Origin of the sequence: Streptomyces sp. S186 (assembly GCF_051603415.1) — a bacterium.
GTDB lineage: Bacteria > Actinomycetota > Actinomycetes > Streptomycetales > Streptomycetaceae > Streptomyces.
This window is the reverse complement of sequence record NZ_CP193932.1, coordinates 4,506,482-4,530,638: the sequence shown is the minus strand read 5'-3', so window position 1 is coordinate 4,530,638 and position 24,157 is coordinate 4,506,482. Positions and strand designations below refer to the sequence as shown.

Below are 24,157 nucleotides of genomic sequence, written 5' to 3'. Positions count from 1 at the left end.
CGCACCCCCACGACACCGTCCGCAACCCCGACACCGGCACCGGCCCTGGCACCACCACCCCGGCCCCGGCCCCCGTGCCGCGGCCACCCCCTCACCCCTTCACGCACACCACCTGCTTGAGCTTGGCGACGACCTCGACGAGGTCCCGCTGCTGCTCCATGACGCGCTCGATCGGCTTGTACGCACCGGGGATCTCGTCGACGACCCCGGAGTCCTTGCGGCACTCCACACCCCGCGTCTGCTCCTCCAGATCGCGCGTGGAGAAGCGCTTCTTCGCGGCGTTCCGGCTCATCTTGCGGCCGGCGCCGTGCGAGGCTGAGTTGAAGGACGCGGCGTTCCCCAGGCCCCGGACGATGTACGAGCCGGTGCCCATCGAGCCCGGGATGATCCCGTACTCGCCGCTGCCGGCGCGGATCGCGCCCTTGCGGGTCACCAGCAGTTCCATGCCGTCGTAGGTCTCCTCCGCCACGTAGTTGTGGTGGCAGGAGATCACCGGATCGAAGGCCGGCCGGGCCTTGCGGAACTCCTTGCGGACGACGTCCTGGAACAGCGCCATCATCACCTCGCGGTTGTGCCGCGCGTACTCCTGCGCCCAGAACAGGTCGTTGCGGTACGCCGCCATCTGCGGGGTGTCCGCGACGAAGACGGCGAGGTCCCGGTCGACCAGCCCCTGGTTGTGCGGGAGCTTGCGGGCCTGCTCGATGTGGTACTCGGCGAGCTCCTTGCCGATGTTGCGGGAGCCGGAGTGCAGCATCAGCCAGACCGCGCCGGTCTCGTCGAGGCAGACCTCGATGAAGTGGTTCCCGGACCCCAGCGAGCCCATCTGCTTGGCGGCCCGCTCGTGACGGAACCTGACCGCCTCGGCGACGCCGTCGAAGCGGCCCCAGAAGTCGTCCCAGCCCGCGGCGGGGAAGCCGTGGATCCGGCGCGGGTCCACCGGGTCGTCGTGCATCCCCCGGCCCACCGGGATCGTCTGCTCGATCCGGGAGCGCAGCCGGGAGAGGTCGCCCGGCAGGTCGTTCGCGGTGAGCGAGGTCCGGACCGCGCTCATTCCGCAGCCGATGTCCACGCCGACCGCGGCCGGGCAGACGGCGCCGTGCATCGCGATGACGGAACCGACCGTGGCCCCCTTGCCGAAATGCACGTCCGGCATCACGGCCAGGCCCTTGATCCACGGTAGCGTGGCGACGTTGCGCAGCTGCTGCATCGCGACGCCCTCGACCGTGGCCGGGTCGGTCCACATCCGGATCGGCACCTGGGCGCCGGGCACTTCGGTGTACGACATGACGAACTCTTTCCCCCGGGAAACAGAAAACCGCAAAAGGCGGACAATACGCCTGATATTGGACGGCGAACCGGCGTTCACCTCACGACGTGCGGTAGACATTGTCTCCACCGGCCGCCACTCGGCGGCAACCGCATTTCCGCAGGGAAGGAGCCGCGAACGATGCCGCGCAAGTCGTTCGTACCGGGTGCCGCGCTGCTGGTCACCGCGGCCCTGGCCGCCGGCCTCACCGGCTGCTCCGGCGGTTCCGCCTCCGGCACCGGCGGCACCGACGGCAAGAACGGCGACACCGCCGCCGCCAGCCCGTCCGGCCAGCCCGGCCGCTACCAGACCCTGCCGGAAGCCTGCGGCCTGCCGTCCCCCGGCACCCTCCGCGACATGCTGCCCGGCGACGGGCAGCCGCTGTCGCAGGCGGACGCACAGAAGATCTTCGGCGGCCGGGCCGACGTCACCTACGACACCGACCGCCGGGTGGGCTGCCAGTGGACGCGGGAGACCTCCGCGGGCACCCGCCACCTCACGCTCGACATCCAGCGCGTGGTCTCGTACAACGCCGCGGTCAGCGACGACGACCGGGCGCAGGAGATCTACCTCGGCAAGGAGCGGGCCGCCAAGATCCCGTCCGCGGGCTCCGGCACGCCCTCGGCGCCACCCAGCCCGAAGGACCAGCCCAAGGACCAGCCGACGGGCCAGACGACGGGCCGGCCGAAGCCGCAGGGCGGCGCCACGGACGCCGGCGGCGGCAAGGACGGCGGCAAGGAGGGGAGCGACGGCGGGAAGAAGGCGGACGGCACGGCCGGCACCCCGTCGGCCGCCCCGACGACTCCGTCCGCGTCGCCCTCCGATCCCGGGACGGGCGCCGACAGCCCGCTCGCCCCGCGCGTCCTGGACGGCCTGGGCGACGCGGCCTTCCTCAACGACCAGTTGATCACCACCGACTCCGGGGTGCACCGCGATGTCACTGTGGTCTTTCGCACGTCGAACGTCATCGTGACGCTCGTCTACGACCAGTGGTCCGCGGACAAGAGGCGGTTGCCGGAAAGCCAGGAACTGCAGGACAAGGCCCGTTCCCTGGCCGGCGAACTCGCCGACAGCCTCAGCGAATAGCCCCATACGGGTAGATCGCCCTGAAGGCGAACTTCACCCGGGAAACGCCCGATTCGCCCTGCCTCTCGGTCGCCGCGAACCGGTGCCCCCGTCTCGCTTCGCCGCGTACCGTGCCCTAGTGCCCCAGGACCCGCTCCGACCGGGGGCCGGGCCGCCCGTGCCGCCCGTTCCACCAGGGTCCGCAACGATCCGCAACGACTCGACGACGACGAACAGCGAAGGAACCATGCACCGATCAGCCAAGCGACTCGCCGGCCTCCTCACCTGCGCAGCAGTGCCGATGCTGCTCGTCGCCGGGTGCTCCGGCTCGGACGGCAAGAGCTCCGGTGACAGCACTCCCTCCGGCTCGTCCAGCGCCGCCGGCAGCACCCCGACGCCGACCGTCGCCGCCGCGAAGTTCAAGAAGCTGCCGAACCCCTGCGAGGCGTTCTCCAAGGGCACCCTCGACAAGCTGCTGCCCAAGGTGAAGGACGCCGCCGGCCAGCAGGGCAAGTCCACCGACCCGACCGCCCGCGGCGCCTGCTCCTGGACCAGCTCGGACGACCAGGGCGTCGACGGCACCCAGTTCCGCTGGCTGGACGTCGCCTTCCAGCGCTACGACTCCGACCCGGCCCTCGGCTCGGGCGAGAAGCGCGCCACGGACTTCTCCACGCGGCAGATCAACGACGCCAAGGGCACCCAGGGCGCCAAGAAGGTCGCCGCCGTGCCGACCACGGGCACCGGCGACGCGGCCACCGCCGTCACCTACGACCTCGCGAAGGATGACAACGACTTCAAGAACACGACGATCGTGGCCCGCACCGCCAACGTCGTCGTCACCGTGAACTACAACGGCGCGGGCATGGCCGGCGCCGACGCCCCCAACGGCAACGACCTCCTCAAGGCCGCCCAGGCCGCCGCCAAGGAAGCCGTCGCCGCCGTGGCCAAGGCCAACGCGGCCCCGTCCGGCAAGGGCTGACCGACATCCTTCCGGCCCCTCCCCGGCAGCCCGGGGAAGGGCCGGAAGGCCCGCGGTACGGGCCCCCGCCGCGGGCCGTTCAGCCGCCCAGCAGCCTGCGGACCCGGTCCGCGCCCACCGCGAGCAGCAGCGTGGGCAGCCGGGGGCCGGTGTCGCGGCCGACCAGGAGGTTGTAGAGCAGCGCGAAGAACGCGCGCTGGGCGACCTTCAGCTCCGGCGTCGGCTTGGCCTCCGGGGTCAGGCCCGCCTGGACCTTCGGGACGCCGTAGACCAGCGTCGTCAGGCCGTCCAGCGACCAGTGGTCGTCCAGGCCGTCGAGCAGCAGCCGCAGCGCGCCCCGGGACTGGTCGTCCAGGGAGGCCAGCAGCTCAGCGTCGGGCTCCTCGCGGACGACGGTGCGCTGGTCGGCGGGGACCTGGGTGGTGATCCAGTGCTCCGCCTTGTCGAGCCGCGGCCGCGTCTCGTCCAGGGACGTGACCGGGTTCGCCGGGTCCAGCTCGCTGAGGATGCGCAGGGTCTGCTCGTCGTGGCCGGCGGTGATGTCCACGACGGAGGCCAGCGTGCGGTACGGCAACGGGCGCGGCGTGCGCGGCAGTTCACCGGCGGCGGTGCCGACGGCCCGGGCGTGGGCCGCGGCGTCCGCGGGCTGCGCGGTGCCGTCCGCGACCCTGGCCTCCAGCTTGTCCCACTCGTCGTAGAGCCGCTGGATCTCCTGGTCGAAGGCGATCTTGAAGGACTGGTTGGGCTTGCGGCGGGCGTACAGCCAGCGCAGCAGCGGCGCCTCCATGATCTTCAGCGCGTCGCCCGGCGTGGGCACCCCGCCCTTGGACGAGGACATCTTGGCCATGCCGCTGATGCCGACGAAGGCGTACATCGGGCCGATCGGCTGGTCGGCGCCGAACACCTCGCGGACGATCTGGCCGCCGACGACGAACGACGAGCCGGGCGAGGAGTGATCGACTCCGGACGGCTCGAAGACCACGCCCTCGTAGGCCCAGCGCATCGGCCAGTCGACCTTCCACACCAGCTTGCCGTGGTCGAACTCGCGCAGCGCCACGGTCTCGGAGTGGCCGCAGGCGACGCACTCGTAGGACATCTCGGTCGTCTCGTCGTCGTACGCGATGACCTTGGTGAAGTCCTTGTTGCAGACCGTGCAGTACGGCTTGTACGGGTAGTAGCCCGCGCCGCCCGCGCTGCCGTCGTCCTCGCTGGCCGCGCCGGAACCCTCGGCCGCCTCCAGCTCCGCTTCGTCCACCGGCTTCTGCTGCTTCTTCGGCTTGCCGGTCGCCTTGTCCTTGGTGCGGTAGCGGTCCAGGACGGCGTCGATCTCCTTGCGGTGCCGCATCGCGTGCAGGATCTGCTCGCGGTAGGCGCCGGAGGTGTACTGGGCGGTCTGGCTGATGCCGCGGTACTCGATGCCCAGCTCCGCCAGGGACTCCTCCATGGCGGCCCGGAAGTGGTCCGCCCAGTTGGCGTGCGGGCTGCCGGGCGGGGCGGGCACGGCGGTCAGCGGCTTGCCGATGTGCTCCTCCCAGGACGGGTCGATGCCGGCCGGGACCTTGCGGTACCGGTCGTAGTCGTCCCAGCTCAGGATGTGCACGCACGGGATGCCGCGGCGGCGGATCTCGTCCGCGACCAGGTGCGGAGTCATCACCTCGCGGAGGTTGCCGAGGTGGATCGGGCCGGACGGGCTCAGTCCCGAGGCGACGACGACGCCCGTCCCCGGTGCGGACGCACCTGATGTCACTTTGCCGGGGGCGCGGCGCTCCGCCTCGGCAACGACCTCGTCCGCGAACCTGGAGACCCAGTCGGTCTCGGTGCTCTGCTGAGCCACGATCGGCCCTTCCTCTTCCTGGTGTCCTGATGTCCTGGCGTCCTGATGTTCCCGCTGCGCCCCTGCGCGCTCTCCGGCGCCGCGCTCGGCCTCCGCCCGCTGCGGGCGGAACCGTCCGGACGGGCAGAAGCCTGACGGAGCCATTGTCCCAGACGCCCGCCGCCCGGAAATTCAGTGGTAGTGCCGTGGGATACTCATGGCAAACCCTTTCCACTCCAACGGAACGGCAGCTCAATGGCCCCGGTCACCTCCCTCGCAGCTACGGTCAACCAGCGCGTCGCGGACGCCCTCTCGGCAGCCCTGCCGGAGGCCGGCGCCGCGGACCCGCTGCTGCGACGCAGCGACCGGGCCGACTTCCAGGCCAACGGCCTGCTGGCGCTGGCCAAGAAGCTCAAGGGCAACCCGCGGGAGCTGGCCGGCAAGGTCGTCGACGCGATCGCCGCCGAGGGCCTGCTCAAGGACGTCGAGGTCTCCGGCCCCGGCTTCCTCAACCTCACCGTCGCCGACGCGGCGATCACCGGCACGCTCGCCCGGCGCGCCGCCGACGACCGGCTCGGCGTGCCGTACGCGGCCACCACCGGCACCACGGTCATCGACTACGCGCAGCCGAACGTCGCCAAGGAGATGCACGTCGGCCACCTGCGGTCGGCGGTGATCGGCGACGCGCTGCGCAACATGCTCGACTTCACCGGCGAGAAGACCATCGGCCGCCACCACATCGGCGACTGGGGCACGCAGTTCGGCATGCTCATCCAGTACCTGATCGAGAACCCGGGCGAGCTCGCCCCGGCGGCCGACGTGGACGGCGAGCAGGCCATGTCGAACCTCAACCGCGTCTACAAGGCGTCGCGCGCGGTCTTCGACTCCGACGAGGAGTTCAAGGAGCGGGCCCGCAGGCGGGTCGTCGCCCTGCAGTCCGGCGACGAGCAGACCCTGGAGCTGTGGCAGCGGTTCGTCGACGAGTCGAAGGTCTACTTCTACTCGGTCTTCGAGAAGCTGGACATGGAGATCCGCGACGAGGAGATCGTCGGCGAGTCCGCGTACAACGCCATGATGGCCGAGACGGCCCGGATGCTGGAGGAGTCGGGCGTCGCCGTCCGCTCCGAGGGCGCGCTGGTGGTCTTCTTCGACGACATCAAGGGCAAGGACGACAAGCCGGTCCCGCTGATCGTGCAGAAGGCGGACGGCGGCTTCGGTTACGCGGCCAGCGACCTCTCCGCCATCCGCAACCGCGTCTTCGACCTCGGCGCCACGACCCTGCTCTACGTCGTCGACGTCCGCCAGTCGCTGCACTTCCGGATGGTCTTCGAGACGGCCCGCCGGGCGGGCTGGCTGAACGACGAGGTCACCGCCCACAACATGGGCTACGGCACGGTGCTCGGCGCGGACGGCAAGCCGTTCAAGACGCGGGAGGGCGAGACGGTCCGGCTGGAGGACCTGCTCGACGAGGCGGTGCAGCGCGCCGCCGAGGTGGTGCGGGAGAAGGCACAGGACCTCACCGAGGATGAGATCCAGGAGCGGGCCGCCCAGGTCGGCATCGGCGCGGTGAAGTACGCGGACCTGTCGACGTCCCCCAGCCGCGACTACAAGTTCGACCTGGACCAGATGGTCTCGCTCAACGGCGACACCTCCGTCTACCTCCAGTACGCCTACGCCCGTATCCAGTCCATCCTCCGCAAGGCCGGCGAGACGAAGCCGGCCGCCCACCCGGAGCTCGCGCTCGCCCCGGCGGAGCGGGCGCTGGGCCTGCACCTGGACGCCTTCGGGGACACCGTCGCGGAGGCCGCGGCCGAGTACGCGCCGCACAAGCTGGCCGCGTACCTCTACCAGCTCGCGTCGCTCTACACGACCTTCTACGACCAGTGCCCCGTCCTGAAGGCGGACACCCCCGAGCAGGTGGAGAACCGCCTCTTCCTGTGCGACCTGACGGCCCGCACCCTGCACCGCGGCATGGCGCTGCTGGGCATCCGGACGCCCGAGCGGCTGTAAGGACGCGGCCCGCGCCGGGCACGACGAGCCCCTGACCTGGCCGTCTACACTTGGCAGTTGGCCCGGCGCGGGCCCGCGGAACCACGGAACCATGAGGGCGGCAGGTGCGGGGGCGGAACACGACGGGGCGCAGGCTGCCTGCCCTCATGGCAACGGCCGTGGTCGCGCCGGCCCTGCTGCTGGCGACGGCCCAACCCGCGGACGCCTTCGGCACGGTCAACGCGTTCGGGCAGCACGCGGAGCATGAGCGGATCACACGCGCGGCGCTGGCCTGCGCTCCGGGTGTCCCCTCGGACGGTTCCTGCTTCGAGCCGCGGTCCCTCGCTCAACTCGCAGGACAGCGTTGGACGTTCGGCGCGGTCGGTGCGCCGGATTCGGACGAGGTCCTGAATTCCGCCGCGCACTGCGATGGCGCGGACTATCTGGACACCAAGGGCTATCCGCGGAGTCGGCAGCAGGCCACCGAGGCGCTGCGCGGCTGTATCGCCCACCTGCAAGCGCGGTTCGGGCAAGGCGTCGCCGCGGCCGGCGGCGCCCTCGACGCCCGGGGCCGCGTCCTGGCCTCCGAGACGAACCTGCGGAGAGACTGCACCTTCACGCTCGGCCTGCGCGGCCGGGCCAAGTGCGAGGCGATCGAAGGGTTCGGCCGTGCCCTGCACGGCGTCCAGGACTTCTACTCGCACGGCAACTGGACGGATCGCACCGACCCGTCCCGCCCGGTCGGTGTGGCCAATCCCCCGGGTCTGGGCCGCTCCGCGCCCTCGCCGCTGCTCGACCTCACCGCGCCCGCGCCTCCCCCGCCACAGGCGGTTCCGCGGAATCTGACGACGGGTTGCTTCTCGCTCCTCGTCGGGGTCTGTTCCCGGCGGACAGGGCACGCCGGCCTCAACAAGGACGAGGGGGCCATCGACCCGGTGTCCGGCGCGGCGAGCGCTCCTGCGACGGCGCGCGGCCGAGTGGCGGGGAACTTCGACCGTGCGGTGCAGGGGGCCATCACGGAGTCCCGACACCAGTGGAGCAAGCTCCGCACGGCGCTCCTCCAGCGCTACGGCAAGCAGCGAGGTGAGCGCGTGATCTGCGTGATCACCCACGACAATCCGGTCCGCGACTGCGCCTGACGCCTCCTGGGGACGCGTGGGCGCAGCCGCGGCGTCGCCTAGCCCAGCTTCCGCGCGACCTCCGTCGCCCAGTACGTGAGGATCATGTTCGCGCCCGCCCGCTTGATGCCGGTCAGGGTCTCCAGGATCGCCTTGTCGCGGTCGATCCAGCCCTTCTCGGCGGCCGCCTCGACCATCGCGTACTCACCGGAGATCTGGTACGCCGCCACCGGCACGTCCACCGCGTCCGCGATCTTCGCCAGCACGTCCAGGTAGGGCAGCGCCGGCTTGACCATCACCATGTCGGCGCCCTCCTCCAAGTCGAGCGCCAGCTCGCGCAGCGACTCGCGGAGGTTGGCGGGGTCCTGCTGGTAGGTCTTGCGGTCGCCCTTGAGCGACGAGCCCACCGCCTCGCGGAACGGCCCGTAGAACGCCGAGGAGTACTTCGCGGTGTAGGCGAGGATCGCGACGTCCTCGTGGCCGGTCTGGTCCAGCGCGTCCCGGACGACGCCGACCTGACCGTCCATCATGCCGCTGGGGCCCACGACATGGACACCGGCGTCGGCCTGGACCTGCGCCATCTCGGCGTAGCGCTCCAGCGTCGCGTCGTTGTCCACCCGTCCCTCGGAGTCCAGGACGCCGCAGTGGCCGTGGTCGGTGTACTCGTCCAGGCACAGGTCCGACATGATGACGAGGTCGTCGCCGACCTCCGCCCGCACGTCCCGGATGGCGAGCTGGAGAATGCCGTCCGGGTCGGTGCCCGCCGTGCCGGCCGCGTCCTTGTGCGCGTCCTCGGGGACGCCGAAGAGCATGATGCCGGCGACCCCGGCCTCGACCGCCTCGACGGCGGCCTTGCGCAGCGTGTCGCGGGTGTGCTGGACGACGCCGGGCATCGCGGCCAGCGGCACCGGCTCGGCGATGCCCTCCCGCACGAACGCCGGGAGAATGAGGTCGGCCGGATGCAGGCGGTTCTCCGCGACCATCCGCCGCAGGGCGGGGGTGGTGCGCAGCCGGCGCGGCCGCGCCCCCGGGAAGCTTCCGTACTTCGTCATGCCGTCCACGCTACGCCCGCCCCGGACCCGCCTTTGCCGACGCGGCGTCGGCCGGCCGGGCCGCCGGGTGGCCGACGGACAGGCGGAAGGACGCCCCTGAGAAGAGGCGCCCTTCACCGTGTTCGCGTACTGCCGCTCAGCTGCGGGCCCGCCGGCGCGAGCCCGGCCGGCGCTCGCTGGGCCGGGTCACCGGGTCGCCGGCCTCCAGCGCGGCGTCGCGTCGCGCCGCGCCGAACTCCGCCAGCGCCTCGGCCAGCTTGTGCACCGACGGCTCCGGCGACATCACGTCGACCCGCAGCCCGTGCTCCTCGGCGGTCTTGGCGGTGGCCGGGCCGATGCAGGCGATCACCGTCACGTTGTGCGGCTTGCCGGCGATGCCGACGAGGTTCCGCACGGTGGACGAGGACGTGAAGAGCACCGCGTCGAAGCCGCCGCCCTTGATGGCCTCCCGCGTCTCGGCCGGCGGCGGCGAGGCCCGCACGGTCCGGTAGGCGGTGACGTCGTCGACCTCCCAGCCCAGCTCGATCAGCCCGGCGACCAGGGTCTCGGTGGCGATGTCGGCGCGCGGCAGGAACACGCGGTCGATCGGGTCGAAGACCGGGTCGTAGGGCGGCCAGTCCTCCAGGAGGCCGGCGGCGGACTGCTCGCCGGACGGCACGAGGTCGGGCTTCACACCGAAGGCGATCAGCGCCTTGGCGGTCTGCTCGCCGACCGCCGCGACCTTGATCCCGGCGAACGCCCGGGCGTCCAGCCCGTACTCCTCGAACTTCTCCCGGACCGCCTTGACGGCGTTGACCGAGGTGAAGGCGATCCACTCGTAGCGGCCGGTGACCAGGCCCTTGACCGCGCGCTCCATCTGCTGCGGGGTGCGCGGCGGCTCGACGGCGATGGTCGGGACCTCGTGCGGCACCGCACCGTACGAGACCAGCTGGTCGGAGAGCGACGCGGCCTGCTCCTTGGTCCGCGGCACCAGCACCCGCCAGCCGAACAGCGGCTTGTTCTCGAACCACGAGAGCTGGTCCCGCTGCGCCGTGGCGCCGCGCTCACCGACCACGGCTATGACCGGCTGCCCGCCGTCCGGCGACGGCAGCACCTTGGCGGCCTTGAGCACCTGGGCGACGTTCCCGAGGGTGGCCGTCCAGGTGCGCTGCCGGGTGGTGGTGCCGGCGACCGTGACGGTCATCGGGGTGTCCGGCTTGCGGCCGGCCGCCACCAGCTCGCCGGCGGCCGCGGCCACCGAGTCCAGGGTGGTGGAGACCACCGCGGTGGCGTCGCTGGTGCCCAGCTCGGCCCAGCAGCGGTCGTCGGCGCTGCGGGCGTCGACGAAGCGCACGTCGGTGCCCTGGGCGTCGCGCAGCGGCACACCGGCGTACGCGGGCACGCCGACCGCGGCGGCGATGCCGGGCACGACCTCGAAGACGATGCCCTCGGCGGCACACGCCAGCATCTCCTCGGCGACATTGCCGTCGAGACCCGGATCGCCGGTCACCGCACGGACGACCCGCTTGCCCGCGCGGGCGGCCGCCATGACAAGATTGGCGGTGTCCCGGAGGGCCGAAACGCCACTGGGGCTGCCGGGGTTTGACGCCTCGTCAGCTGACGACCGCAGCGGAACGTCCACCTGCGCACGTGCGTGCACACGCACGACGTCCAGGACCTGCGGATCGGCGACGAGGACGTCCGCGGAGGCCAGCGCCTCCACGGCGCGCAGCGTCAGCAGACCCGGGTCTCCCGGCCCGGCACCGAGGAAGGTGACCTGACCGGAGGCGGAGTGGTTTGGGGCGGTGGGGTTCAAAGTGCTCGCTCCCCCATAAGACCGGCCGCACCCTTTGCGAGCATCTCGGCGGCGAGTTCCCGGCCCATGCGAAGCGGGACCGACTCGTCGTCAAGAGAGGCAGGTACGTGCCCGGTGGTGGACAGCTGCACCAGCGTCGTGCCGTCGAGCGTGCCGACGACACCGCGCAGGTGCATTTCGTTGACAGCCTGCTCGTCGGCCTGCACGTCGGCGAGTGCCGCCACGGGGGCGGAACAGCCGGCCTCCAGGGCGGCGAGCAGGGAACGCTCGGCGGTCACGGCGGCCCGGGTGACCGGGTCGTCGAGCTCGCCGAGCGCGGCGACGAGTTCCGCGTTGGCCGCGGCACACTCGATCGCCAGTGCCCCCTGGCCGGGGGCGGGCAAAACCACGTCGGGCGACAGCAGTTGCGTCGCCTCGTCGATCCGGCCGATCCGGGTGAGGCCGGCGGCGGCCAGCACGACCGCGTCCAGCTCGCCGTTCTCGACGAAGCCGATCCGGGTGTCGACGTTGCCGCGGACCGGGACGGTCTCGATGCGCCTGCCGAGCGCCCTGGCCCAGGCGTTGAGCTGCGCCATCCGCCGGGGCGAGCCGGTACCGATGCGCGCGCCGTCGGGGAGTTCCTCGAAGGTGAGGCCGTCCCGCGCGATCAGCGCGTCCCGGGGATCCTCGCGCACCGGCACGGCCGCCAGGGCCAGCTCGGCGGGCTGCGCGGTCGGCAGGTCCTTCAGCGAGTGGACGGCGAAGTCGATCTCGCCGGCCAGCAGCGCGTCGCGCAACGCGGAGACGAAGACGCCGGTACCGCCGATCTGCGCCAGGTGGGCCCGGGAGGTGTCGCCGAAGGTGGTGATCTCCACCAGCTCGACGGGGCGGCCGGTCAGCGCGTGCACCGCCTCGGCCACCTGCCCGGACTGGGCCATAGCGAGCTTGCTGCGCCGGGTGCCCAGGCGCAGGGGGCTCCTCGTGCTGTCGGTCATGCCCGCTCCCGTGCTGCGTCGTGCTGGTCGGCCCGGCTGACGGCGGCGACCGTCTGCGGGTCGAGGTCGAAGAGCTCCCGCAGGGCGTCCGCGTATCCGGCGCCGCCGGGCTCGCTGGCGAGCTGCTTGACCCGCACCGTCGGCGCGTGCAGGAGCTTGTCGACGACCCGGCGGACGGCCTGGGCGATCTCCGCCCGCTGCTTGTCGTCGAGGTCGGGGAGGCGGCCCTCCAGCCGGGCGATCTCGCTGCTGACGACGTCCGCGGCCATGGTGCGCAGGGCGACGACGGTGGGCGTGATGTGCGCGGCCCGCTGGGCGGCGCCGAACGCGGCGACCTCGTCGGCGACGATGGAGCGCACCTTGTCGACGTCGGCGGCCATCGGGCCGGCCGCCACAGTCGCCTGGTCGGACCCGGTCGCCGACGCCTCGGCCAGCGACTCGATGTCGACCAGGCGGGCGCCGTCGATCCGGTGCGCCGCGGCGTCGATGTCGCGCGGCATGGCCAGGTCGAGCAGCCACATCCGGTCGGCGCGCCCGGCGAGCGCCGCCGTGATCTGCTCACCGGTCAGCAGCAGCCCGGCCGCGCCCGTACAGGAGATCACGATCTCGGCGCGGGCCAGCTCGGCCGCGACGGCGTCCATGGCGACCGCGCGGGCGGTCAGCCCGCCGGCTGCGCCCGGCCCGCCGGGTTCCGTGAGGATCTGTACGAGCCGCTCGGCGCGGGCCACCGTGCGGTTGGCGACGGCCAGTTCACCGACGCCGTTGCGGACGAGGGTGGTGGCGGCCAGCGACGACATCGAGCCGGCGCCGATCACCAGCGCCCGCCTGCCGCGCGCCCAGCCGGCGACGTCCGCGCCGCCGGCCAGCTGCTCCAGGCCGAAGGTGACCAGCGACTGCCCGGCCTTGTCGATCCCGGTCTCGCTGTGCGCCCGCTTGCCGACCCGCAGGGCCTGCTGGAAGAGGTCGTTGAGCAGCCGCCCGGCGGTGTGCTGGTCCTGGGCGACGGCCAGCGCGTCCTTGATCTGGCCGAGGATCTGGCCCTCGCCGACGACCATGGAGTCCAGGCCGCAGGCCACCGAGAAGAGGTGGTGGACGGCGCGGTCCTCGTAGTGGACGTAGAGATGGGGGGTCAGCTCCTCCAGGCCGACGCCGCTGTGGCGGGCCAGGAGGGTGGACAGCTCGGCGACACCGGCGTGGAACTTGTCCACGTCGGCGTAGAGCTCGATGCGGTTGCAGGTGGAGAGCACCGCGGACTCGGTGGCCGGCTCGGCCGACACCACGTCCTGCAGCAGCTTGCCGCGGCCCTCGGGGGCGAGCGCGGCCCGCTCCAGCACGCTCACCGGCGCGCTGCGATGACTCAGTCCGACAACGAGGAGGCTCATGCCGGCATCACGGCGGGCACGTCCCCGTCAGGTCCCTTGCGGTCGGTCGCGACGCCCTCGGAGCGGGCCGGCGCCGCCGGCGGGACGGCGCTCTCCGGGCCGGGCTGGCCGGTCTCCTCGCCCGCCTTGCGCTGCTCGTGGAAGGCGAGGATCTGCAGCTCTATGGAGAGGTCGACCTTGCGTACGTCCACCCCGTCCGGGACGGTCAGCACGGTCGGCGCGAAGTTCAGGATCGAGGTGACACCGGCGGCGACCAGGCGGTCGCAGACCTGCTGGGCGGCGCCGGCCGGCGTGGCGATGACGCCGATCGAGACGCCGTTGTCCCGGATGATCTGCTCCAGCTCGTCGGTGTGCTGGACCGGGATGCCGGCGACCGGCTTGCCCGCCATGGCCGGGTCGGCGTCGATCAGCGCCGCGACCCGGAAGCCGCGGGAGGCGAAGCCGCCGTAGTTGGCGAGCGCGGCGCCGAGGTTACCGATACCGACGATCACGACGGGCCAGTCCTGGGTGAGGCCGAGCTCCCGCGAGATCTGGTAGACGAGGTACTCCACGTCGTAGCCGACGCCTCGGGTCCCGTAGGAGCCGAGGTAGGAGAAGTCCTTGCGCAGCTTCGCGGAGTTCACGCCGGCCGCGGCCGCGAGCTCCTCGGAGGACACCGTGGGGACCGAGCGCTCGGAGAGCGCGGTCAGGGCGCGCAGATACAGCGGTAGCCGGGCGACGGTGGCCTCGGGGATGCCTCGGCTTCGGGTCGCCGGTCGGTGAGTTCGGCCAGTTGCCACGGTGCTCCTGCGGGTAGAGCGGGGCTGTGGACGGCCGTGTGGAACCCGACCGCCCCGTCCAGTGCAGGCTATGTCTTTGTGAACGCGTGCACAAAGATGGTGTCCGGTTTGTCCGGCCAAAGTGACAGGGCTCACGCAGCTTTTACGGGGGTTCTCGGAACCAACTCCCAGGTCACACCGTTCACTCACGTCACCGGCGATTCGCGGCGGCACCGACGGGAGCACACGTTCTCACTCCTCACCGCCACACCCCGGAAAACCTGCGGAACCGCCTCTCGATGGTAAGCAGAACCGTCCGACCCGGGCGCCCCGCGAAACCGGCACAATGGCCCCATGGCCCCCTTGTTCAGCCGCGCCCCCCGCAAGAACCCCGCCGACCGGACGGTCACCCTCATCGGGAAGCCGGGCTGCCACCTCTGCGACGACGCGCAGGCGGTGATCGAGAAGGTGTGCGCGGAGACCGGCGCCTCCTGGGAGAAGAAGGACATCACCGAGGACGCCGAGCTGCACCGCAAGTACTGGGAGCAGATTCCGGTCGTTCTCGTGGACGGCGCCCAGCACGACTTCTGGCGGGTCGACCCCGCGCGCCTGCGCACCGCACTGGGCGCCTGAGCCCCACCGGCCCCGTATGCGGTGCCCCGCCGACCCCTCCCCGGTTGGCCGTAACGCGGCGCCGTCACGCAGCCGTCGGCCTTCCCGGTGCTTCCTGACACGCGCCCGTAACCAGCTGCACCGAACAAACTGGCTACGCTAGCCGCATGGCCCGCCCGTCGCCCGCTCACCGCCCCGACCGGAGCCCCGCCGGGGCACTCTTCCCCACCGGGTGGTTCCCCCGCCGCAGACGACCCGCCACGGCGCGCAGCGTGCTGGCCGGCGAGGCCGCGGCCGAGGCCGCCCGGAAGTCCTCACAGGAGGCGCCGCCCGCCGAGGCCCCCGCCGAGCCGGAGTTCCCGGTCGCCGGCGACGCCAGCGCGGCGGCCTTCTTCGACCTCGACAACACCGTCATGCAGGGCGCCGCCCTCTTCCACTTCGGCCGCGGCCTGTACAAGCGGCACTTCTTCCACAAGCGCGACCTGGCCCGCTTCGCCTGGCAGCAGATCTACTTCCGGCTGGCCGGCTCGGAGAACCCCGAGCACATGGCCGACGTCCGCAACAGCGCCCTCTCCATCGTCCAGGGCCACCGCGTCGCCGAGCTCATGGCCATCGGCGAGGAGATCTACGACGAGTACATGGCCGAGCGCGTCTGGCCCGGCACCCGCGCGCTGGCCCAGGCTCACCTCGACGCCGGCCAGAAGGTCTGGCTGGTGACCGCCGCGCCCATCGAGACCGCGACGATCATCGCCCGCCGGCTGGGCCTGACCGGCGCCCTCGGCACGGTCGCCGAGTCCGTCGGCGGGGTCTACACCGGCAAGCTGGTGGGCGAGCCACTGCACGGCCCGGCGAAGGCCGAGGCGGTGCGCGCACTGGCCGCCGCCGAGGGCCTGGACCTCTCGCACTGCGCCGCCTACAGCGACTCGGCCAACGACATCCCGATGCTCTCGCTCGTCGGCCACCCCTACGCGATCAACCCCGACACCCGGCTGCACAAGCACGCCCGGGAGCACGGCTGGCGGGTGCGCGACTACCGGACCGGGCGCAAGGCCGTCCGGATCGGCATCCCGGCGGCCGCCGGCGTGGGCGCGCTCGCCGGCGGCGCCGCGGCCGCCGCCGCCCTTCAGCGCCGCCGCCGCTGACCGTCCCTGATCACCGCGCGCGGCGCCGGACCAACCGCACTCCCTACCCTCACCGCCGCCCCGTCAGTCCCTTTCCTGCCGGTTAACCACAACACGCCCTTCAACCAGGCAGATTGCGCTCCCTTCCGATCAATACCTGCTCAATATTCGATACTTGATCCGCCACCAACAGGACACGGACCGTAAGTAATCGATGATTTGAGCAACTGGGTGTAGCGCTGCCTGTACGAAGCGTTATTCTCCTCAGACGCATTCCGGAACCCACACGTCCCTACGACGAGTGAACGGTCCCGCACTGCACGTGATGGAAGCTCTGCCTCTGGGAGTCCCGTGTACCCACACGTCGGGGTTGACGCCTCGGGCCTGGCTACGCTGCGTACGACGCTCGTCGACCACCTGCGCAGTTTTGTCCCCACCGCGTACGCCGTCCCCGCATTCGCCACAGCCGTGCCCACCGGCCCCTGCTACGCGCTGGCCGACGGGAGCGCTGCGGTCGGCAAGGCCGCCACCGCCGGCAGAAGCCGCCGCGCGGGCACCGGCACCACCACCGCACGGCGCCCCGCGGACAGCGACAGCCGTCGCATGATGGACCTCGTCGAACGCGCCCAGGCCGGCGAGGCCGACGCCTTCGGCCGTCTCTACGACCAGTACGCCGACACCGTCTACCGCTACATCTACTACCGCGTGGGCGGCCGGGCCACGGCCGAGGACCTCACCAGCGAGACCTTCCTCCGCGCACTGCGCCGCATCGGCACCTTCACCTGGCAGGGCCGTGACTTCGGCGCCTGGCTGGTGACCATCGCCCGCAACCTCGTCGCCGACCACTTCAAGTCCTCCCGCTTCCGCCTGGAAGTCACCACCGGAGAGATGCTCGACGCCAACGAGGTCGAGCGCAGTCCCGAGGACTCGGTCCTCGAATCCCTCTCCAACGCCGCCCTGTTGGAGGCGGTCCGCAAGCTCAACCCCCAGCAGCAGGAATGCGTCACCCTGCGCTTCCTCCAGGGCCTCTCGGTCGCCGAGACCGCCCGCGTCATGGGCAAGAACGAGGGCGCCATCAAGACCCTCCAGTACCGGGCCGTCCGCACCCTGGCGCGGCTCCTCCCCGAAGACGCCCGCTGACGGCCGCCGCTCGCCGCCCGCCCTCCCCAACACCCCGTCAACCGCTCACCTTTGGTGACCGCGCATGCCCGAACGGTCAGATCATCGTGAGTGCGTAACCCGAGTGCCGCGCCGCTCGTTGTCCGGGATGCAGGCTCCACGCGGTCACGCCATGTCCGCTGCGTCTCACTCGTTCGAGTGGCCACGGACAGCGGCGTGCAACCATCCGGCCCGTCTGGATAGTCGATGCCAGTCCGGGGAGTCGAGCGGGATGACGAGAGGAGGTGCCGCCCGTGATCACGAATGTCTCGGTGCACCGGCGGGCCAACGCCTTCGCCCAGGCCCTGGAGGAGCAGGAGCTCAGGGGCGCGGCGACCGAGGACCAGGTCGACAGCGCGGCTCAAGCGCCGGTCGACGCACGGCTGTTGGCGGTCGCCGACGGCCTCGGGGAGCTCCCGAGGCCGGAGATGGCCACCGAGGTCAAGACCGTCCAGCGTGCCCAGCTCATCGCCGCGATGGAGGCCGCCTTCGCCGAAGGCGCCACGTCCGGCGACACCCGGGTGCCCGGGCAACGCGAGGCCAGGGGCGGCCACCGGGCAGGGAAACCGCTCGGCCGGCTGCGCCCGCACTCCCGCCTCTCCAAGGGGCTGGCGGCGGGCGGCCTGACGGTCGGCGTCGCCGCCGGCGCGTTCACCGGCGTCGCCGCGGCCAGCACCGACGCCCTGCCCGGCGACTCCCTCTACGGCCTCAAGCGCGGCATGGAGGACCTCCGGCTCACCATGGCGGGCGACGACTCCGACCGCGGCCGGCTCTACCTCGACCAGGCATCCACCCGCATGATGGAGGCCCGTCGCCTGATGGAGCGCGGCCGCTCCGCGCAGCTCGACCACGAGTCGATCTCCGAGGTCCGCCGGGCACTGGCCGGCGTCCGGCACGATGCGGGCGAGGGCCACCGCCTGCTGCACGCGGCCTACGAACGCGACGGCTCCCTCGGCCCCATCCAGGCGCTGAACTCCTTCGCCAAGTCGCACCGCACCAGCTGGACGCAGCTGCGCGACCGGCTCCCGGTGCAGCTCACCGACGTCCGCGACGAGGTCAGTTCGGTCTTCGACGCCATAGACGACGAGGTCGGACCGCTGCGCTCGCTGCTCCCCTCGGGCCCGGACGGCCACAGCCGCCACCGCGACACCCCCGCCGACAGGGGCGCCACCGGCGACGCCGGCCACCCGTCCCCGGCCGACAGCGAGTCCGCGTCCGGCTCCCACGGCACGGACCGGCACGCCCCGCGTCCCTCGGCCTCGCCGTCCCAGGAGCAGGGCGGGCTGCTCGGCGGCGGCACGGGCGGGCTGCTGGGCTCGCCCGGCAAGGGCAGCGCCTCGCCGCACGCCGGCAGCCACGGCAAGGACGGCAGCGGCCGCCCCGATGTCACGCTGCCGCCGCTGCTGCCCGGCCTCCTGCCCGAGCTGGGCATCGACGGCGACAACCTCTCCAAGTAGCCGGCCCGCCCGTGCCGCGCGGCCCCGCGGCGGCCGGCGCGGCAGCCTCCCGGCGCTCGGTGTTCTTCCGGTACTCCCTCAGAAGAACACCGAGCGCCGCTGCACGAGCAGTTTGTAGAGGGTGTGCTGGATGGTCTCCCGTACCTGGTCGGTCAGGTTGAACATCAGCATCGGATCGTCCGCCGCCTCCGCCGGATAGCCGTCGGTGGGAATGGGCTCGCCGAACTGGATCGTCCACTTCGTCGGCAGCGGCACCGCGCCCAGCGGCCCCAGCCACGGGAAGGTCGGCGTGACCGGGAAGTACGGCAGCCCCAGCACCCGCGCCAGGGTCTTGGCGTTCCCGATCATCGGGTAGATCTCCTCCGCGCCCACGATCGAGCACGGCACGATCGGCACCCCGGCCCTGAGCGCCGTGGAGACGAAGCCGCCCCGCCCGAAGCGCTGGAGCTTGTAGCGGTCCGCAAACGGCTTCCCGATGCCCTTGAAGCCCTCCGGCATCACCCCGACGATCTCCCCGCGCTCCAGCAGCCGCTGGGCGTCCTCCGCGCAGGCCAGCGTGTGCCCGGCCTTGCGGGCCAGCTCGTTCATCACCGGCAGGACGAACACCAAGTCGGCCGCCAGCAACCGCAGATGGCGCTCGGCCGGGTGATTGTCGTGCACCGCGACCTGGAGCATCAGGCCGTCCAGCGGGAGCGTTCCGGAGTGGTTGGCGACGATCAGCGCGCCACCGTCCGCGGGGATGTGCTCCATCCCCTTCACCTCGACCCGGAAGTACTTGTCGTAGAGCGGCCGCAGCAGCGACATCAGGACCTGGTCGGTCAGCTCCTTGTCGTAGCCGAAGTCGTCGACCTCGTAGTCGCCGGTGATCCGCCGGCGCAGGAAGGCCAGCCCGCCCGCGATCCGCTCGTCCAGGGTCCGGCCGGCGGCCGGCCGTGGGGCGGGCGCCGGCTCCTGCTCGGTGCGGGCCTCCGGGACGGGCGCCAGCGCGGTGGCCCGCGCGGCCCGCCGGGCCTTCCGGCGCGCCCGTGGCTCCTCGCCGAAGGGAATGACCTTGGCGTCCGCCATCGTGGGTGAACTCCTCACTGGCTCGGGGCGCGGCGCGCGGACAGCACGCCGGCGAGCCGGTCGACGGTGCGGGCGAGCGACTCGGGCGGCAGCAGCCCGGGCCCGCGGCTGCGGGCGAATTCCTCGAAGGTCTCCGCCGTGGTGTACCGGGGGTGGAAGCCCAGTGTCTCGCGCATCTGCGTGGTCTCGACGACCCGGCCGTGGGTCAGCATCCGGATCTGCTCGGGGGAGAAGTCGGTGATGCCGAGGGACCGCAGGACGGTGCCGGCCCAGGTCACGGTGGGCAGGAAGAGCGGCAGCGTGGGGCGTCCCAGGCGCCGGGAGACCTGCGAGAGGAGCAGGACACCGTCACCCGCGATGTTGAACGTGCCGCTGTTGAGGGTGCCGCGGCGCGGCGCGGCGGCGGCGATCCGCAGCACGTCGATCGCGTCGTCCTCGTGGACGAACTGCAGCCGCGGGTCGTAGCCGAGGACGGTGGGCAGGACGGGCAGCGCGAAGTACTCGGCGAGCGGGGAGTCCGCACACGGTCCGAGGACGTTGGCGAAGCGCAGCACGCAGACCGCCACGTCGGGACGGCGCCGGGCGAAGCCGCGGACGTACCCCTCGACCTCGACGGTGTCCTTCGCGAAGCCGCCGCTGGGCAGCGACTTGGGCGGGGTGTTCTCGGTGAAGACGGCCGGGTCGCGCGGCGCGGAGCCGTAGACGCTGGTGCTGGACCGGCCGCCCCGGCTGCCCAGCGGCGTGCCGTTGACGTCCATGTGGACGACGGTGTCGGCCCCCGTCTCGGCCAGGACCCGGGCGATCGCCGGATGCCGGATGTCGGCCCTGAGGAATTCGGCCCCGCCGAGCGGGTGCTCCGGCACCACGGCATCGACCCCGATCACCCGGTCGACGTCGGGATCGCGCTGGATCCGGCGGACGAACCGGCCCCCCAGCTGCCGTGCGACGCCCGTGACGAGCACGACGTTGCCCAAGATCGGCTCTCCTTCCCGCAGCGGCTGCCACCTGCGCCGAGCTGTGCGGCTCACGCTATCGGGTCGGTGTTGCACGACGATGACCGCACGATGCCCATAACGACATTTGCGTACGACCACCGTCCATACGGCCCACAAAAGCACCACGGCCCCTCACCGCCGGGGCGGTGAGGGGCCGCGAAATCGCGATCCGCGTCGCTTACTTCTTGTTACGACGCTGGACACGGGTGCGCTTGAGCAGCTTGCGGTGCTTCTTCTTCGCCATCCGCTTGCGCCGCTTCTTGATAACAGAGCCCACGACTACCCTCGCTCACTTCGTATCACTCGGTGCGGGGCGTCCGAGCCCACACTACCTACATCGGGCCAGGGTACCCGGCGCCGGCCGTACCGCGTAATCCGAGGGTCGCCGAAGACGCGCGTACGACCCGTCAGGCCGACTCCACCCCCACATACGACTCACGGAGATAGTCGTGGACCGCCTGCTCCGGCACCCGGAAGGACCGGCCCACGCGGATCGCGGGCAGATGACCGCTGTGCACCAGGCGGTACACGGTCATCTTCGACACTCGCATCACCGTGGCAACCTCCGCCACTGTCAGAAACACCACTTCGTTCAACGGCCTCTGGTCCGCAGCCATCACACACCTGCACCTTCCGCATAAGACGGGCACCGGCTTCCCCTCCGGTGACTCTTCGTCGCCATGCGTTCACTCCCCAGATTAGGGGCGGGTGATGCGAGTGGGGAAGAGGAGCAGCTAACGGCCGCCTATCGGGACAACTTTGCCTGATTCAGGACATAGTGCACCAGTGGGCGGTAGTGAGCGGACCGCACGGCATCATCGAGCGGCACCACCGCGGACAGCCGCCCCTCGGCCTGTCCGACGAACGGCGCCGGGTCGTCGGCGTCGGCCAGCCCGATCGCCTCGATGCCCAGCTGACCTGCTCCGCAGACCCATCCATGGTCCCCCACGACCAGCTCCGGAAGCGGCCCCGCGGACCTCGCGGCAGCCTCCAGAACGGTCCGCACCGGCAGCGGAGAATGGGTGTGCACGCCCCCCTCGGAAGGTGCGCCCCGCACGCCGGGCTCGCGCATCAGCGCGACTCCCCGTACGTAACAGAGGACGCGGGTGCGTACGCCGAACCGGGTCGCCATGTCGACACGGTGGCCATACGCGGAGGTGAGGAGGGGGCAGCCGGCCGACGAGAGGGCGTCTGCGAGGGCTGCGTAGAAGTCCAGCAGCCGGTGCGGATGGCCGGTGCCGAGCAGCACCGGCGCCCGTCGGCCAGCCACCGCGGCGAGCCGGTCGGCGAAGGCGTCCAATGCGGCGATCGTCCGGTCGGGGTCGATCACATCCAGACCGGAAGTGTGCGTGGGATCGGCCGAAACCCCGCACTTCTGCCCCATCAGTCCCAGGACATCACCGAAGGACCAGTCCCGTTCGGGGTCCAGCCCCAGCAGCACCCGCGGGTCACGCGCCGCGAAGAGCCGGTAGCGCCGCAGACTCTGCTCCCGCGTGGTCGCGATCGTCCCCGCGAGCCCCGCCTCGATCAGATGCGCCCGCAGTTCCCCGGTGCCCCACACACCCCCATGCTCACCCGCCGACCGCCCGCCCGATGCCCCAACCGACGAGTAGTCACACATCCGGGCCAGCAACCGGGAGGCGACTGCCGGTGCCGGCCCCGTCGGTCGTCGGCCCGTCGGTCGAGCCGGCCCCCTCCCGCCCGCGCCCCGGAATACCTCCCGCCCGCCCCGCGTTGTGGCCCCGCAGGGGGCCCTCGCACCCCCTACGGGTTCTGTTCGCCCACCCCCTACGGCACCCCGCCCCCTCACGGCAGCAGCCCGTGCGCCGGGAACACCGCCCTCCGGGTGGCCAGTACCGCCTGGTCGAGCCGGTCGGCCGGGTCGTAGCCTCCCTCGGCGAACTCCCGCCACTGCGGCGTCCGCCCGTCCGTCATCCGCTGCGGCGCCAACTGCCGTGTCCTGCGGAACACTTCGTGCCGCCACTCCTCCGGCACCCGCGACGTCGGATCGATCGGCCGGTGCCCGGCGATCGCCGCCAGATGCGTCCAGCTGCGCGGCACCACCTCCACCACCGCGTACCCGCCGCCCCCGAGCGCGACCCAGCGCCCCTCCGCGTGCTCGTGCGCCAGGGCGTGGCAGGACTCGGCCACCGCCCGCTGCGCGTCCAGGCTCACCGCGAGATGCGCGAGCGGATCCTCGAAATGCGTGTCGGCGCCGTGCTGGGTGACCAGGACCTGGGGACGGAACGCGGCCAGCAGCTCCGGCACCACCGCGTGGAAGGCCCGCAGCCAGCCCGCGTCGCCGGTCCCGGCCGGCAGCGCCACGTTCACCGCGCTGCCCTCCGCGCCCTCGCCGCCGGTCTCCTCCGGCCAGCCGGTCTGCGGGAACAGCGTCCGCGGATGTTCGTGCAGCGAGATCGTCAGCACCCGCGGGTCCTCCCAGAACGCCGCCTGGACGCCGTCGCCGTGGTGCACGTCCACATCCACGTACGCCACCCGTTCGGCTCCCAGCTCCAGCAGCCGGGCGACCGCCAGCGCCGCGTCGTTGTAGACGCAGAAGCCCGACGCGCCACCGGGCATCGCATGGTGCAGCCCGCCGGCGAAGTTCACCGCGTGCGACGCCTCCCCGCGCCAGACGGCCTCCGCGGCGCCCACCGACTGCCCGGCGATCAGCGCGGACGCCTCGTGCATCCGCGGGAACGCCGGGTCGTCCTCGGTACCCAGCCCGTAGTCCAGCTCCGCGGACGCCGGGTCCGCGGACGCCCGCCGGACCGCCTCGATGTAGTCCGCCCGGTGCACCAGGCCCAGCGTGGAGTCGCCGGCCGGCTTGGCGGCCACCACCTCCAGCGGCCCGCGGTGGAGCTCGAACGCCTCCACCAGACGCATCGTCAGGGCGAGCCGGACGGGGTCCATCGGATGCCCCGGCCCGAAGTCATAGCCCGTTACTGCCTCGTCCCACATCAGCTGTGCGCGGCCGCTCATGGTCGTCACCGTATCGGGCCGGAGACGACCCGAACGAGCGGGCGTACACCAAGGTCACCAGGACCAGCGCCATCGGTACGAGCATCGCTCCGCGACAGCTCCAGACGTCCCCCATCGCCCCCACCAACGGAGAACCGACCAGAAAACCCACATAGTTGAAGATGTTCAGTCGCGTGACGGTCGCATCCGAAGCGCCGGGGCCATGTCGCTCGACGGCGTACCGCCCAGCCGCCGCGAAGGTCTGCGGCACGACGACACACAGCCCGAGCCCCAGCAGGACGAACCCCGCCATCCCGGCCCGCACCACCGCGACCGGCCCGAAGCGCCGCACCCCGAGGTCGCCGACGGCCCGCCCGAGCAGCGTCACCGCCATGTAGGCGTTGTACGGAACAGTCGACAGCTGCTCCGAGCTGCCCAGAACGTCCTTCAGATACTTCGCGCTCCAGTTGGAGACCGTCGCATCCCCGATGTACGCGAACGCCATCACCAGATGGGTAAATGGATCAGCAAACCAATTCGGCCTGCGCTACCAGCAG

General features: G+C 72.0%; 21 protein-coding genes and 1 pseudogene. 8 read left to right on the top strand and 14 right to left on the bottom strand.

Annotation, left to right across the window (positions count from 1 at the left end; all coding sequences use genetic code 11):
• Window positions 1-91: 91 nt before the first annotated feature.
• On the bottom strand, window positions 92-1,285 hold the full coding sequence (locus ACRAS8_RS19455) for an RtcB family protein (RefSeq protein WP_438487303.1): 1,194 nt from the start codon (window positions 1,283-1,285) through the stop codon (window positions 92-94).
• A gap of 162 nt (window positions 1,286-1,447) precedes the next feature.
• Here ACRAS8_RS19455 and ACRAS8_RS19450 point away from each other — a divergent pair, with 162 nt between their 5' ends.
• Both ACRAS8_RS19450 and ACRAS8_RS19445 read left to right on the top strand, forming a co-directional pair.
• Window positions 1,448-2,392 carry a hypothetical protein gene (locus ACRAS8_RS19450; RefSeq protein WP_438487302.1) on the top strand — a complete coding sequence of 315 codons (945 nt, stop codon included), beginning with the start codon at window positions 1,448-1,450 and terminating at the stop codon, window positions 2,390-2,392.
• A 226-nt stretch (window positions 2,393-2,618) separates the two neighbouring features.
• Entirely contained in the window at window positions 2,619-3,350 is a 732-nt protein-coding gene (locus tag ACRAS8_RS19445) for a DUF3558 domain-containing protein (RefSeq protein ID WP_438487301.1), read from the top strand.
• A 79-nt stretch (window positions 3,351-3,429) separates the two neighbouring features.
• Here ACRAS8_RS19445 and lysS read toward each other — a convergent pair whose 3' ends face one another.
• The gene (gene lysS / locus ACRAS8_RS19440) at window positions 3,430-5,184 is read right to left on the bottom strand and encodes a lysine--tRNA ligase (protein ID WP_438487300.1); all 1,755 of its coding nucleotides are present in this window, start codon (window positions 5,182-5,184) and stop codon (window positions 3,430-3,432) included.
• A 234-nt stretch (window positions 5,185-5,418) separates the two neighbouring features.
• On the opposite strand from lysS, the gene argS reads away from it, so the two are divergent.
• Window positions 5,419-7,173, top strand: coding sequence for an arginine--tRNA ligase (gene argS / locus ACRAS8_RS19435; protein WP_438487299.1), 1,755 nt, complete (start codon window positions 5,419-5,421; stop codon window positions 7,171-7,173).
• A gap of 146 nt (window positions 7,174-7,319) precedes the next feature.
• Window positions 7,320-8,291, top strand: a complete 972-nt coding sequence (locus ACRAS8_RS19430; RefSeq protein ID WP_438487298.1) for a CinY protein — start codon at window positions 7,320-7,322, stop codon at window positions 8,289-8,291.
• 38 nt (window positions 8,292-8,329) lie between these two features.
• On the opposite strand, the gene hemB is transcribed toward ACRAS8_RS19430, so the two are convergent.
• The 5 genes from hemB to ACRAS8_RS19405 all read right to left on the bottom strand — a co-directional run bounded on the left by hemB (window position 8,330) and on the right by ACRAS8_RS19405 (window position 14,252).
• On the bottom strand, window positions 8,330-9,322 hold the full coding sequence (gene hemB / locus ACRAS8_RS19425) for a porphobilinogen synthase (RefSeq protein ID WP_438487297.1): 993 nt from the start codon (window positions 9,320-9,322) through the stop codon (window positions 8,330-8,332).
• Between the two features lie 136 nt (window positions 9,323-9,458).
• Complete coding sequence (locus tag ACRAS8_RS19420; RefSeq protein WP_438487296.1) at window positions 9,459-11,117, bottom strand: uroporphyrinogen-III synthase; 1,659 nt, start codon at window positions 11,115-11,117, stop codon at window positions 9,459-9,461.
• Window positions 11,114-12,091 carry a hydroxymethylbilane synthase gene (gene hemC / locus ACRAS8_RS19415; protein WP_438487295.1) on the bottom strand — a complete coding sequence of 326 codons (978 nt, stop codon included), beginning with the start codon at window positions 12,089-12,091 and terminating at the stop codon, window positions 11,114-11,116. Before hemC ends, ACRAS8_RS19420 begins: the two co-directional genes overlap by 4 nt.
• On the bottom strand, window positions 12,088-13,473 hold the full coding sequence (locus ACRAS8_RS19410) for a glutamyl-tRNA reductase (RefSeq protein WP_438487294.1): 1,386 nt from the start codon (window positions 13,471-13,473) through the stop codon (window positions 12,088-12,090). The genes hemC and ACRAS8_RS19410 overlap by 4 nt, the downstream gene beginning before the upstream one ends.
• Window positions 13,470-14,252: a redox-sensing transcriptional repressor Rex gene (locus ACRAS8_RS19405; protein WP_438487293.1), complete on the bottom strand. Its 783-nt coding sequence runs from the start codon at window positions 14,250-14,252 to the stop codon at window positions 13,470-13,472. The genes ACRAS8_RS19410 and ACRAS8_RS19405 overlap by 4 nt, the downstream gene beginning before the upstream one ends.
• 333 nt (window positions 14,253-14,585) lie before the next feature.
• Here ACRAS8_RS19405 and ACRAS8_RS19400 point away from each other — a divergent pair, with 333 nt between their 5' ends.
• From ACRAS8_RS19400 to ACRAS8_RS19385, 4 genes are all read left to right on the top strand, one after another.
• A complete protein-coding gene (locus tag ACRAS8_RS19400) occupies window positions 14,586-14,864 on the top strand; it encodes a glutaredoxin family protein (RefSeq protein ID WP_438487292.1) in 279 nt (92 codons plus the stop codon).
• 251 nt (window positions 14,865-15,115) lie between these two features.
• Window positions 15,116-15,985 (top strand): HAD family hydrolase, encoded by an 870-nt coding sequence (locus tag ACRAS8_RS19395; RefSeq protein WP_438490535.1) that lies wholly within the window; start codon window positions 15,116-15,118, stop codon window positions 15,983-15,985.
• Window positions 15,986-16,315: 330 nt separating this feature from the next.
• On the top strand, window positions 16,316-17,104 hold the full coding sequence (locus tag ACRAS8_RS19390) for an ECF subfamily RNA polymerase sigma factor, BldN family (protein WP_189857057.1): 789 nt from the start codon (window positions 16,316-16,318) through the stop codon (window positions 17,102-17,104).
• A gap of 272 nt (window positions 17,105-17,376) precedes the next feature.
• Window positions 17,377-18,579, top strand: a complete 1,203-nt coding sequence (locus tag ACRAS8_RS19385; RefSeq protein ID WP_438487291.1) for a DUF5667 domain-containing protein — start codon at window positions 17,377-17,379, stop codon at window positions 18,577-18,579.
• A 78-nt stretch (window positions 18,580-18,657) separates the two neighbouring features.
• Here ACRAS8_RS19385 and ACRAS8_RS19380 read toward each other — a convergent pair whose 3' ends face one another.
• From ACRAS8_RS19380 to ACRAS8_RS19350, 7 genes and pseudogenes are all read right to left on the bottom strand, one after another.
• Window positions 18,658-19,644 (bottom strand): lysophospholipid acyltransferase family protein, encoded by a 987-nt coding sequence (locus ACRAS8_RS19380; protein WP_438487290.1) that lies wholly within the window; start codon window positions 19,642-19,644, stop codon window positions 18,658-18,660.
• 14 nt (window positions 19,645-19,658) lie between these two features.
• Complete coding sequence (locus ACRAS8_RS19375; RefSeq protein ID WP_438487289.1) at window positions 19,659-20,618, bottom strand: NAD-dependent epimerase/dehydratase family protein; 960 nt, start codon at window positions 20,616-20,618, stop codon at window positions 19,659-19,661.
• 199 nt (window positions 20,619-20,817) lie between these two features.
• Window positions 20,818-20,916: a 30S ribosomal protein bS22 gene (locus ACRAS8_RS19370; RefSeq protein WP_003948845.1), complete on the bottom strand. Its 99-nt coding sequence runs from the start codon at window positions 20,914-20,916 to the stop codon at window positions 20,818-20,820.
• 130 nt (window positions 20,917-21,046) lie between these two features.
• Window positions 21,047-21,256 (bottom strand): helix-turn-helix domain-containing protein, encoded by a 210-nt coding sequence (locus tag ACRAS8_RS19365; RefSeq protein WP_014144137.1) that lies wholly within the window; start codon window positions 21,254-21,256, stop codon window positions 21,047-21,049.
• A 128-nt stretch (window positions 21,257-21,384) separates the two neighbouring features.
• A complete protein-coding gene (locus ACRAS8_RS19360; RefSeq protein ID WP_438487288.1) occupies window positions 21,385-22,200 on the bottom strand; it encodes a phosphatase in 816 nt (271 codons plus the stop codon).
• Between the two features lie 245 nt (window positions 22,201-22,445).
• Window positions 22,446-23,621, bottom strand: coding sequence for an acetoin utilization protein AcuC (locus tag ACRAS8_RS19355; protein ID WP_438487287.1), 1,176 nt, complete (start codon window positions 23,619-23,621; stop codon window positions 22,446-22,448).
• Window positions 23,572-24,111 (bottom strand): annotated as a pseudogene (locus ACRAS8_RS19350) (MFS transporter); the annotation flags it as partial. The gene ACRAS8_RS19355 and the pseudogene ACRAS8_RS19350, both read right to left, overlap by 50 nt.
• Between the last annotated feature and the right edge of the window lie 46 nt (window positions 24,112-24,157).